The sequence below is a fragment of the Rhodovulum adriaticum genome (assembly GCF_004345735.1).
Classification (GTDB): Bacteria; Pseudomonadota; Alphaproteobacteria; order Rhodobacterales; family Rhodobacteraceae; genus Rhodovulum; species Rhodovulum adriaticum.
In genome coordinates, this window is record NZ_SLXL01000017.1 from 1 (window position 1) to 11,743 (window position 11,743).

Genomic DNA, 11,743 nt, shown 5'->3' on the forward strand with positions numbered 1-11,743 from the left:
GTCGCGCAATGTGACATCGGCAAGCGGCAAGCGCTCGGAGCCGAAATCGTCGCGGGCGACCCGCCATGAAACCAGGATGACCGGCACGTTCGGTACTTGCCGGCGCAGGATTAACAATTTCTCCAGCACCTCGTCGATCCCACCGAAGTCATCGACGTGGATCAGCAAGGCGCCCCAACAGGATGGGTCCACCCTCAGCGCGGAGAACGCACTGCCCAACTGGTCCGTCAGCCCGACCGACAACCCCGCTGCCCGCATCCAACCGATATTGGCGCCAAAATCGCCCCGGCTCCGCATTGCAATCAGAACCGGACGTGTTGCCGGAAATTCGATACTGAACATGCGGGTAGGGTATGCCGGCAGCAGATCCAGCGTTCCGCATGCCATCTCAGAAGGTTCCCGCCGCCCGGGCGAGCTTCCGGGCGACGGGGCCGAAACGAGGCGGAGGGCCGACGCTCGTCTCGGGTTCGGTTGTGGGTCGACCTGATTTGAAGCCTGTGACATGTCGTACCCTTTTTCCTTTCGGAACTAGCAGAATTATCCACTATCTTTACTTTAGATTTTATTCTAATCTTTACCCATAATTGTATTGTATTACTTGGCGCCACCGAAAGCAGTGGCACGGAGGAGGGCAGCGCCGACCATTTCGGGGTAGGCGGGAATGTCGGCTTAGCGCGGACCGACAAACCCGCCACTCACCGCGCCCGCTACGGCTGTCATGGTTTCGCCTTGCCCGGCAGGGTCGGCTGGCTTTGCCGAGCGCCCTGATGGGCGCGCTGAGCACATCCCCAAGCCCGGCGGTGGCGGAGTCTGCCTTTGTGCCGCTGTCCATTTTGCCCGATCCCGTGGATCAGCCCGTTTCTTTTTTGACCGCCGTTGCCGCGCAGGATGGTCCCGGGGTGATGACGATCGACGTCGGCCCGATCTGCGCGTGCGCATTCCCGGCTATGTCGCGGTGGACCGCGCAGCGGCGCTGGTGCGGGCGCTGCGAGAGGCTTCGTGATTGTCGCCGGCCAACGGCTGCCGATCCTGATTGCGACGAAGCCGGTCGACTTCAGGTGCGGGCACAACGCTCTGCTCGTCGTTCCCCCAGGCGAGTACGATCACCTTGGCAGTGCTGTCGAAGCGGAAGAAGAGCCTATACTGCTGGAAAAAATTGGCCCGAAACCAGTGCGTCCGGTCCTCGCCGAGCGTTTCGCCTTGACGGAAGGCCGGAGCGGCGGGGTCGGGAGTGTCCTGAACTTTGTGTATCCGGCCCGGCCCATGCGGTTTCAGATGCTCAAGCGTCGAAGCGCTCGCCGAACATTATGGCGAACTGGTTGCGGGCGGCAATATGGGTGAGAAGCACCATGTCCTCGCGCTGCCGCCGGCTGGGCGGGCGCCGCCGCCAGGCGCGCAAGCCGCGATCGGAAACCTTGAACAGGGCGCATATGCTGCCGAGGCATCCAGGGAACGGGCGTGGACCCGGATCCTGTTGCCATCAAGCGCAATCTGGTCGGTCTTCAACCCTGCCGGTAGAAAATCTCGTCGCGAAAACCATGAACCCATCGGCAACCTCCATCAAGTTCGCCGAGATATAGCGTTCTGGCAACTCAACTGCACCAGATGCGCGACAGAGCCAATCTTGATGGGGTGGATGCCCCCGCCCGACGGCATCGCGATGTTTCAAGATGGTGATGCTGAAGTCAACCTAAGAAGAGGAGGCATCCATGAATGAGATTAGCATCGCCGGCGTCGACCTGGCAAAGCAGGTCTTCCAGCTTCATGGCGCTACGTCGGACGGGCGCGCGGTTTTCCGCAAGAAGCTGTCCCGGCCGCAGTTCGCGAAGTTCATGGCAGCCCTGCCGCCATGCATCGTGGCCATGGAGGCTTGCGGGACCGCGCATTACTGGGGCCGGGAACTCGCCCGGCTCGGCCATGACATCCGCCTCATCCCGCCCATCTATGTCAAACCCTTTGTGAAGCGGCAAAAGAACGATAGCGCGGATGCGGAAGCGATTGCCGAGGCGGCCCAGCGGCCGACCATGCGGACGGTGGTGGTGAAGAGTGCCGCGCAGCAAGCCCGCGCGATGCTCTTCCGCACCCGCGATCTGCTCGTTGGTCAGCGCACCCAGCTGGTCAACGCACTGCGCGGCCATCTCGCCGAACACGGCATCGTCCTGGGCAAGGGCATCGGCAACGTCGAGCGCCTCGCCCTTCGCATGGAAGAGGATAACCTGCCTGACCTGGTCCGGCACCTGGGGCGCCTCTATCTCGATCAGATCGCGCGACTGGGAGCCGAGATCGAAAAGCTGGACAACCGCATCGTTGCCGCCGCGAAAGAAAACGGGGTGGCCCGAAGGCTTCAGACCATGCCCGGGATCGGCCCGATCTGCGCGATGGCGATTACCGCCTTCGCGCCGGATATGCGTGAGTTTCGAAGGGGGCGTGACTTCGCTGCCTGGCTTGGCCTTGTGCCGCGACAGCATTCGAGTGGCGGCAAGCAGAAGCTGGGCTGAACCTCGAAGATGGGTCAGCGCGACATCCGACGCCTGCTGATCGTTGGGGCGATGTCGATCGTCCATTGGCGAGGCCGTGACGGTGGGCGGCCGGGATCATGGCTCGCGCGCATGCTGAACCGAAAGCCGCGCATGCTTGTGGCCATCGCGCTGGCCAACAAGATGGCACGCATGGTCTGGGCCATGCTCGTGCGACAAGAGGATTACCGAGATCCAACCGGCGCGGTCTGCTGACCGCGGCGTGCGGAACGTCGGCGATGTGAGGAGAGCAATGACCCGTATGGGCAAATGATCGAACAGATCCGGGTCGGGAAAACCAGTGGCATGCAACGAGCCCAGAGCTCGCAATTTTGATCTGGTTCCCGATCCGCGCATCACCATACCGGCCCGCGGCATGTTTTGGCCGCACCTGAGAGGCCTGAAACATGACCGCACTCGATCACACGCTCAAAAGGTCAAAGAAAACCCTTGCATCGAAGGGGGCATCCAAACATGCATGCCGATCCACAAATATGCTATCGGCAACAGCCCTCCGCCTTCGACACTACCACCGCTGTTGCTGCTCCGCACAGGCGGGCGCCGGCCCGGGATCGTTTTTTAGTGTCTCCCTCTCCTCCGTCACGAGACGCAGCTCGCGGCGAAGCCGTTCGATCTCCTTGACCAGTTCTGCCTCTTTCTGCGGCACCGTGCCCGCGTCCCCGTGGGCCTTGATCCACTTGTTCAGCGTCGACAGCCCAACCCCCAGATCCGCCGCAACCTGCCGGCGCGGCAACCCGCTGGTCAGCGCGATCCGCACCGCCTCGCGCTTGAATTCTTCCGTCCGCTTTTCTGCCATCGTCCGTCTCCTTGATCACATGTCACGCTCTCAAGAACCCGGCACTTTTCCGATGCAAGTCCACCCCGGAGAAACTCCATTCCTGTTCCGCAGCAGGGATGGCATCGCAGGCCCCGGAAATCAGGAACAGGTGGGCGCGAGACGCCGCTGACCGTGAACCCAGCAATGCGCAATCCTTACCTCGGGCCGCTTACCCTCCGAGATGGCCTTGTCAGTCGGCCATAACCCGGATACTCGCCAATCTGCAGGATGCCATCGAAGCCGGTCAGGAGCGCCAAGCGGACAGGCCATGAAATCACGGCGCGATCACTGATCCACGCACTTTTCAAATTGACTATTTTCCGATCACAACCACCGAAGGAAAGCGCCTTCCCTCATTACAAAAATGACACACCAACCGGGGAGAGGTCGATGAGGCGTTGTCATGTTGACAATTTATCCTGCTCGGCCTTACCTGTCCGAGTGTAGAACAAGGTGCACCAATTCAGGCATTCGGCCTGTGGGTCCTAGATGTAACTAATGGTTGTGTCTCGGCATCGGCTCGGGGCCGGGTGTCTTTGCGGAATCCGAGTTCCGCACGGGGTGAACATGAAATCTCGAGTACTTGGCCTCGCAACAGAAACCGTGATCGCCTCAGGGTTTTACTTGGCAAGTTTCGCGATGGTCTTGGGGGTACTTTTTCCTGCGCAGCGTGTGCTGGTACCTGGGCTAGATGGGTACAGCAGCTTATTGTTCCTGCCTCATGGTGTGCGCGTCCTCACAGCTTGGCTTCTGGGCTGGCGCAGTGTTTTTGCACTGGCACCGGGCGCAGCACTTGCGCATGCGTGGCTCTTGGGCGACGGGGCCTTCGAGTGGCCGCTCGTCGGGGTTTTCCTGCTTGGCATCACCGTTGCGCCCCTGACATTCACCATACTAAGAAGCATTGGATGGAAGAGCGCCAGTTCCGAACATGATCCTGTCTGCTGGCGGACAGTTCTTGCGGCTGGTGCGATCGCTTCCATCCCTAACACGCTCGTTGCAAACACCCTTTTTAACGCACCTTCACAGGATTACGTCGCCTACTTCGTGGGCGACTTTTTTGGCCTCTTGACCCTAATGGTGATCATGATCCTGGGCCTGCGTGCCTGGCGGATGACACTGTAGGTTCGTTACTGCGCGTACCTCATGGCGAACACCGCCATCGCGGAGGCCAAGGCCGCCGAATTGCCCATGTCTCCTATGCCGCGGAGATCAACCCGCAGACGCTGCCCTTGCCGCGCGCCAAAAACACAGCGCGCCGAAGGTCGAGGCCTTCTTCGACTGGTCCGAAAGCCAACTCACGCGGATCCCCGGCAAGGGAGATCTGGCCCAAGCGTTCCGCTATGGGCTGGCCCGCCGGGCCTCATTCAGCCTCTTCCTCACCGATGGCCGCGTGGCCATCGACAACAACCCCGCCGAGCGCGCCCTGCGCCCGATCGGTATCGGCCGGAAGAACTGGCTCTTCGCGGGCGCCGACACCGGCGCCGAAACCCTAGCCCGCGCCATGACGATCATCGAGACCGCAAAGCTGAACGACCTCGATCCGCAGGCCTATCTCGCCGACGTGCTCGACCGTATCCACGATCACAAGATCAACCGGCTAGACCAGCTCTTGCCGTGGAACTGGGTGCCGGTGGCCACCGCTCAGGCCGAGGCCGCCTGATCAACCGCGGTGCCAACCGGCCGGTTACAACAGATCGGGCGAGCAGCAGCAGGATCGCCTTGTCCCTCATCCGACAGGATTGGGAAATGTCGCACCCGTCGATCAACCGAACGATGTCCTGCGCGGGCAGATATCCCGCTGCGCGATCGCCTGGCAGCGCGTCTCTCGGCCGGATGCCGGGGCGACCGGATACCCTGCAAGCCGTGACCGGATCAAATCGGAATTACTAACCGTGTGTTATCGGGAACGCTAACCGGATGAGCCTAGAGCGTGCTCCAGATGACGAGAGCCTGTCCCGAGGGTCTTTGCTGAGCAGGGTCAGGGGAACTCAGGGTTGAGATTGCCCGGCCTTGGCTGCGTGTCTTCATCCATGATGCCGGTTAGGCGATAAGCACCAGTTTTTCGGCCTCGGGGCACGGTGAGCATGCCCCTCGCCGTCAGGCGTTTCAGCGCGCGGTAGTAGGTTGGCGTCGAGATGTCGCGACAGAAAGCGTGTTCGCGGAGATCACGGCTGGAGATTTCCGCATCGGCGTCCGCCATCTCTGACATGGCGTAAACGATACGCCGTTCTTCGCCCGACAGCTGGTCCATGCCGAGGTCACGCTCCATCGCGGACAGCAACTCGTAAAGCTTGCTGAGTTGCGCCATTCGACCGCTTGCAAAACGTTTCATACTGATTTCCTCCCGGCTGCAGCACCACTCACGGAGTATAGCATATACTTTATAGGTATGCTTGACGAATAAGCTATTGTAAAGGGGGTAAAAAATCTTCTCATGGTTGAATTTAAGGGCGGCCCTACCGCTTCGGGTGAGGGCGTGTCGTCTTGTTGGGCAGTCGAGGCAGCCTGCCCTTTTCGTATCAATTCGATCCTGTTTTCGGATGCAGATGTGTTGGGCTCGATCGGGTCGTCTAGCTGCTTTGCTGCGCAAAAATGCTTAATTCGAAGCCGGCTGCGAGGGCCTTGCTCTCCCGCGAAAAATCTCATAATGAAAGTCGCGGATTGTGTTCCGGCCAAGTGGTTGGCCAATCTGAGGTAAGTGCGTCCGACGTGAAGGGCATTAGCCAGTCACGGTGCGGTAGCTATGTTTGGGTGTGTTTTGGTTGCTCTCTTTAGTGTCGATCGTCTGGCGGTCCTGCGCCGTGTGTTGTGTCACCCAGAGAATGCTGGGCGCCCGCTAAACAGAATTTTTCGTTCGCTCAGATGGATCATCCGGCTGTTTCTATATGCCTGGCGAGACGAGGGGGTCTTCCACTGGACGGGTGTTGCGCGCTTGAGTGTACTGAGGCGAGCGACCCGGCGCAGATCTCAAGCTCCGCTACGTTCTTAGAGATCGTACGGAAATGCACTCCAGTCACCTTGATTTCGTTGAGACAGAGAGCTTAGTCGATATCGGCTGAGTGGTGAGGTTGCGCGAGATTTCGCGTCAGGGTTGCGAGGGCCGACGTGCTGAAGGTCGATCTCGCTCCAATTTTGCCTTGGTGCAGCAAGACGATGAAAAACCCTTTGCGGAGCTGGTTCGGCAGCGCGCGCAGGGGCTTGCTTAGAAGGGCAGGGGACGCGGTGCGTGCCCCTTGTCGCGACTGGACGCAGGCGTCCACGTCGGGTGAGCGATCAGCTCCTGAACGGGCAGGCTCGAATTGTGTCGTGTCGGGCGATCGCTTCGCGCCCTGTGTCCGAGAGTGAGCATTATTGGGTGCCCGCAAGGAATTCCCAAAACCTCCTTGCTCCACGCTGAAAGGTGCGCCATATCTTGAGGCGCAAGGTGAAGTGGGGTGCTAGCATGCGAGAATCGACTGTAACAACAAAAGGCCAGACGACCCTTCCAAAAGATGTCCGCAAAGTTCTTGGCCTGCAGCCGGGCGACAAACTGCGCTACATCCTGCTTGATGGAGAAGTGCGTATCTTGAGGGCCCGGCCAGTCCTGGATCTTGAGGGCGCTCTGAAACGTCCAGGCCAAAAAACCGTGACGCTGGAGGAGATGGATGAGGCCATCGCGGCGGGCGCGGTTGACCCGAAGCAATGATAGCCCTCGACACAAATGTCCTCGTGCGTTTCCTGACCCAGGACGATCCGGATCAGGGACGCATGGCGAGCGAGCTCGTCGCTGGGCTCACGGAACAAAATCCCGGTTTCGTCGCGAGAGAAGTTCTGGTGGAACTCGTCTGGGTGTTGGAGAGGAGTTACCAGTATAAGCGTTTCGAGATCGCGCGCGTGCTAGAAGGTTTTTTGTCAGCCTCGGAGCTGGACATCGAGGAAGGCGATAGCGTTGGCGCAATTCTTCACCTGTACGAAGGGAAGGGGTTCGGGTTTTCCGATCTGATGATCCGGCAGGCTGCACGAAGAGCCGGCGCCGCTGCCCTGAAGACCTTCGACAGGAAAGCCGCTCGCCTCGACGGGGTCGAGTGGATTGGCAAACGGCACCCTCAGTAGGCGGCGTTATCGGCTGATCGCTTCGCGCTCCTTGAGTTCGAGAGTTTGCGTTATCGGGCGTTTGGGGGCCGTGCGGTATCGCCTGCGGTTGTCTTGATGGTCGCTGTCAAACACGTTGTCGCTGCTCATCGCTACTATCCCCCGTCCGGTCTAACGCTCCTGCAAAAGGATCCCCATGAAAAGTCCCATTTTACTCGACTGCACCTTCCGCGATGGTGGATACTACAACGCGTGGGATTTCCCGCCCGCGCTCATCAACGACTATCTCGCTGCGATGAAGGCTGCGCAGGTCGACGTTGTCGAACTGGGGTTTCGGCTTCTCAAGAACGCGGGGTTCAAGGGGGCCTGCGCCTTCACGACGGACGATTTCCTGCGCAGCCTCGCGATCCCGGACGGGTTGGCCGTTGGGGTGATGATCAACGGCTCTGATCTTTGCCCCGGGAACGGGCGCGAGCTCGCGTTGGCGCACCTGTTTCCTGAAAAGGCCGAAATGACACCGCTCGATCTCGTCCGGATCGCATGCCACTTTCATGAGGTCGAGACGGCATTGCCCGCGGTGGGGTGGCTCGCGGAGCGCGGCTATCGGGTCGGCTTCAACCTCATGCAGATCGCGGATCGGAGTGACGATGAAATCCGCGCGCTGGCGGAAATGGCGCGGGACTGGCCGATTGACGTGCTGTATTTTGCCGACTCCATGGGCTCGATGACGCCCGAGGATACCGCTCGTATCGTTGGCTTGTTGCGCGAGGGCTGGGACGGACCGCTCGGCATCCTCACCTACGACAATATGGGGTTGGCGTTGTCGAACACCCTGCGCGCGCAGGCTGAGGGGGTATCCTGGCTTGATGCCACGGTGACCGGGATGGGGCGTGGGCCGGGCAATGCGCGCACCGAGGAACTTGCCATCGAGGCGGAACGGCTGCGCGGGCGGCCTGCCAACCTGGTTCCGTTGATGTCGCTGATCCGCAAGGAATTTGCGCCGATGAAGGCGGAATTTGGATGGGGCTCCAACCCCTATTACTATCTCGCCGGCAAATACGGCATCCACCCCACCTATATCCAGGAGATGCTGGGCGACGCGCGCTACGGCGAGGAGGACATCCTCGCCGTGATCGATCACCTGCGCGCGGAGGGCGGCAAGAAGTTCAGCTTCGACACGCTGGACGGGGCGCGGCATTTCTATCGCGGCGAACCGCGTGGCAGTTGGAAACCTGCTGACATGATGGCGGGGCGCGAGGTGCTGATCCTCGGCACCGGGCCGGGTGTGGTCGCCCACCGCCCCGCGCTGGAGGCCTATATCCGCGACGCCCGGCCGCTGGTGATCGCCCTTAACACCCAGGAGGCGATCGCGCCCGACCTGATCGACCTGCGCATCGCCTGCCATCCCGTCCGCCTGCTGGCCGATGCCGAAACCCATGCGCGCCTGCCGCAGCCGCTGATCACTCCGGCCTCCCAGCTGCCCGACTCCTTGCGCGCCGAGCTGGGCGACAAGGAGCTGTTCGATTTCGGTCTCGGCATCGAGCCTGGTCGCTTCGCCTTCCACGAAGACCATTGCATCGCGCCGACCTCGTTGGTGCTGGCCTATGCGCTGGCGGTCGCGACCAGCGGGCAGGCCGAAAGCATCCTGATGGCCGGCTTCGACGGCTATCCCGCGGGCGACGCGCGCAACGACGAGACGGCGGCCGTCCTCGACGCCTATCGCGCCCATGCCGGCGAGGAGCGACTGATTTCGGTTACACCCACGCGCCACCGGTTGCGCAGCGCCAGCATCTATGTATCCGCCCTCTGAGTCGCTCCGGGCCATGCCCCCGCCCTGTCATCGCCTTCCTGCTCTGCAGCAAGGGCAGCGAGCGGGTGCCGCGCAAGAACATCCGTCCTTTCGGTCCCTTTGCGCATGGGCTGCTCGAGATCAAGCTGGGCCAGCTCCTCGCTTGCCCTGAAATCGACCGGGTGGTGCTCTCGACCAACGACGAAGAGATCCTCGATTTCGCCCGCAGTCTCGTCTCGGGCGGCGACCAGGCCGAACTGCGAGAGATCTTCGCTGCGCGCGGGCTGGATGGGTTGTCCGACGGTGGCATCTTCGGCAGCCCCGACCGCAAGGACACGATCCTCGCCCGCGAGCTGGGCACTGGCACCATCCGCCGCCCGCCGCTGTTTCCAGGTGGCAGCCGCTATGATCACGAGGCCGCGGTGCGGGCGGACCTCGATTTCGTCTTCGTCTCGGGCTGGAGCGAGATGTCGGAGTGGCAGCGCTAAATTGAGCGCCATCAACTCGCTTCGATCCGGAGTGTTGGTGATTTGGCGCTCCAAGAGCGTCGAATCCCAAATATCTGCTGAACGGGCGTTGAGATAGGTAAAAGCGGTGATGCGGCGGGCGCTTCGGACTGGCAGAGAACGACTGCCGGTTTTCTCGCTCGCCTTTCCTCGTTCTCCCGGGATTAATGGAACCGTCTCGAATGATTGATATCCGAACTCTTCGGCAAGGCGTGGGCCTCCTTACCCGCGAAGAACGGCGCGAGGCTCTGCGCGTTCTTGTCGTGATCGTGATCACCGCCCTCATGTCGGCGGGTATGGTCGGGTCGATCTTTCCTTTCCTCTCCGTGCTCGCCGATCCGGGGCGTATTCAGACCGTACCGGCGCTCGCGCGTGCCTATGACTGGGGGGGGTTTGAGAGCGATCATGCGTTTCTCGTGGCCCTCGGGCTCGGTTCCATCGTGGTGATCGTCGTCGCCAATCTCGCCAAGATCGCGCAGGTCTGGGTCGTCAACCGGTTTGCCTTGATGCGCATGCACGTGCTCAGCCACCGCCTGCTCGGCGCTTATCTGGCCCAGCCCTACGCCTTCTTTCTCACAAGTCATAGCGGCGACCTCGGCACGCAGATCCTCAGCGAAACCCAGCAGGTTGTGCAGAGCTTCTTCCGTCCCATGGGAGAAGCTGTGGCCGCCCTTTTCACGGTGGTCTCCATCGTGACACTTCTGCTCTGGGTCGAGCCTCTCATCGCCCTTACGGCCTTCGTCGTACTCGGCGCGATCTACAGCGGGACATTCGCTCTGACGCGCCGCTTCGTCACGCGTTGGGGACGCCTGCGTGCCAGAACGAATTCGGAGCGGTTCCGGATCGCGGGTGAGGCGCTTGGCGGCGTGAAGGATATCAAGCTTCTCGGGCGCGAGGCTGCCTATCTCGACCGCTACGCCGCGCCGTCGCGTCGGATGGCAGGGGTCATGTTGCGCGTAGTGGTGCTGGGCCAAGTGCCCATGAATGTCGTTCAGATCGCGCTCTTCGGAGGCGTTGTTCTGCTTTGCCTTGCCCTGCTCGATCCTGCGGCCCTGGCGCGAGGTGAAGCGCTGGCGAATATTCTGCCGCTCCTTGGTATCTTCGCCTTTGCCGGGCAGCGGCTCATACCGGAGGTCCAGAAGCTCTACCAGGGGTTGACGCAACTTTCCTTCGGGGCCTCCGCTGTCGCTCGGGTGCATGCCGATCTGTCGCTATTGAAGTCCGGAGCTGCCCTACCGCGGGACATGCCGCAGGCGTTGGGCCTCAAGGACAGCCTTGAACTTCGGGCGGTCTCGTATCGGTATCCGAACGCGGAAATGCCCGGTCTTGCGGACATCAATCTCACGATCCGTGCGGGGGAGCGGATCGGAATTGTCGGCTCAACAGGGGCGGGAAAGACAACCCTTGCGGATATCGTGCTTGGCCTCCTGTCTCCGACCGAAGGGTGTCTTGTCGTGGACGGCACAGAGGTCATGGCCAAGTCCTTGCGCGCCTGGCAGCAAAGTGTCGGCTACGTGCCGCAGGACATTTTCCTGACGGATGCCAGTGTCGCCGAGAACATCGCGCTCGCGCTCCCCTTTGAAGAAATTGACCGGAACAGGGTGGAAGCCGCAGCCAGGATCGCGCAGATTGATAGCTTCGTGCGCGAGGAGTTGCCGGACGGCTATGAGACGGCGATCGGCGAGCGAGGCGTGCGGCTCTCGGGCGGGCAGCGCCAGCGGATCGGGATCGCACGGGCGCTTTATCATGATGCCGATCTTATCGTCTTCGACGAGGCCACAAGTGCGCTCGACAACCTTACCGAGGCAGAGGTCATGGCGGCGATCGACGCACTGCCTGGATCGAAAACAGTCCTCATGATCGCACACCGGCTCAGCACGGTGAAATCCTGTGATCGCATCCTTGTGCTGGACCACGGGCGGATCGCGGGCTTCGACACCTGGGATGCGCTGATCAACACCAACGCGGCCTTCCGCTCCTTTGCGGACCCTTCAAGGGCCGCGTGATCTTTTCCAACGATCGC

General features: G+C 61.4%; 8 protein-coding genes and 4 pseudogenes. 8 read left to right on the forward strand and 4 right to left on the reverse strand.

Annotated elements, in window-relative coordinates:
• Together EV656_RS15170 and EV656_RS16835 are read right to left on the reverse strand one after the other, a co-directional pair.
• Window positions 1-342 (reverse strand): hypothetical protein (locus EV656_RS15170; protein WP_132605544.1); only part of this gene is annotated, 342 nt, incomplete at its 3' end.
• Window positions 343-1,068: 726 nt separating this feature from the next.
• A pseudogene (locus tag EV656_RS16835) lies at window positions 1,069-1,227 on the reverse strand (type II toxin-antitoxin system YhaV family toxin); the annotation flags it as partial.
• A 482-nt stretch (window positions 1,228-1,709) separates the two neighbouring features.
• Between EV656_RS16835 and EV656_RS15185 the strand changes: the two are divergent.
• A pseudogene (locus EV656_RS15185) lies at window positions 1,710-2,732 on the forward strand (IS110 family RNA-guided transposase).
• 361 nt (window positions 2,733-3,093) lie between these two features.
• Here EV656_RS15185 and EV656_RS15190 read toward each other — a convergent pair.
• Window positions 3,094-3,333 (reverse strand): annotated as a pseudogene (locus EV656_RS15190) (transposase); the annotation flags it as partial.
• Between the two features lie 588 nt (window positions 3,334-3,921).
• Here EV656_RS15190 and EV656_RS15195 point away from each other — a divergent pair.
• Together EV656_RS15195 and EV656_RS15200 are read left to right on the forward strand one after the other, a co-directional pair.
• Entirely contained in the window at window positions 3,922-4,476 is a 555-nt protein-coding gene (locus EV656_RS15195) for a hypothetical protein (protein WP_132605550.1), read from the forward strand.
• Window positions 4,477-4,567: 91 nt separating this feature from the next.
• Window positions 4,568-5,014 (forward strand): annotated as a pseudogene (locus tag EV656_RS15200) (IS66 family transposase); the annotation flags it as partial.
• 318 nt (window positions 5,015-5,332) lie between these two features.
• Here EV656_RS15200 and EV656_RS15205 read toward each other — a convergent pair.
• Complete coding sequence (locus EV656_RS15205) at window positions 5,333-5,686, reverse strand: hypothetical protein (protein WP_132605552.1); 354 nt, start codon at window positions 5,684-5,686, stop codon at window positions 5,333-5,335.
• 1,110 nt (window positions 5,687-6,796) lie between these two features.
• Between EV656_RS15205 and EV656_RS15210 the strand changes: the two genes are divergently transcribed.
• The 5 genes from EV656_RS15210 to EV656_RS15230 all read left to right on the forward strand — a co-directional run bounded on the left by EV656_RS15210 (window position 6,797) and on the right by EV656_RS15230 (window position 11,726).
• Window positions 6,797-7,039 (forward strand): AbrB/MazE/SpoVT family DNA-binding domain-containing protein, encoded by a 243-nt coding sequence (locus EV656_RS15210; RefSeq protein ID WP_132605554.1) that lies wholly within the window; start codon window positions 6,797-6,799, stop codon window positions 7,037-7,039.
• Entirely contained in the window at window positions 7,036-7,446 is a 411-nt protein-coding gene (locus EV656_RS15215) for a PIN domain-containing protein (RefSeq protein WP_132605556.1), read from the forward strand. Before EV656_RS15210 ends, EV656_RS15215 begins: the two co-directional genes overlap by 4 nt.
• A 175-nt stretch (window positions 7,447-7,621) precedes the next feature.
• The gene (locus tag EV656_RS15220) at window positions 7,622-9,235 is read left to right on the forward strand and encodes an aldolase catalytic domain-containing protein (protein ID WP_132605558.1); all 1,614 of its coding nucleotides are present in this window, start codon (window positions 7,622-7,624) and stop codon (window positions 9,233-9,235) included.
• A gap of 65 nt (window positions 9,236-9,300) precedes the next feature.
• On the forward strand, window positions 9,301-9,702 hold the full coding sequence (locus EV656_RS15225) for a hypothetical protein (protein ID WP_200276710.1): 402 nt from the start codon (window positions 9,301-9,303) through the stop codon (window positions 9,700-9,702).
• Between the two features lie 200 nt (window positions 9,703-9,902).
• On the forward strand, window positions 9,903-11,726 hold the full coding sequence (locus EV656_RS15230) for an ABC transporter ATP-binding protein (protein WP_132605560.1): 1,824 nt from the start codon (window positions 9,903-9,905) through the stop codon (window positions 11,724-11,726).
• Window positions 11,727-11,743: the final 17 nt, after the last annotated feature.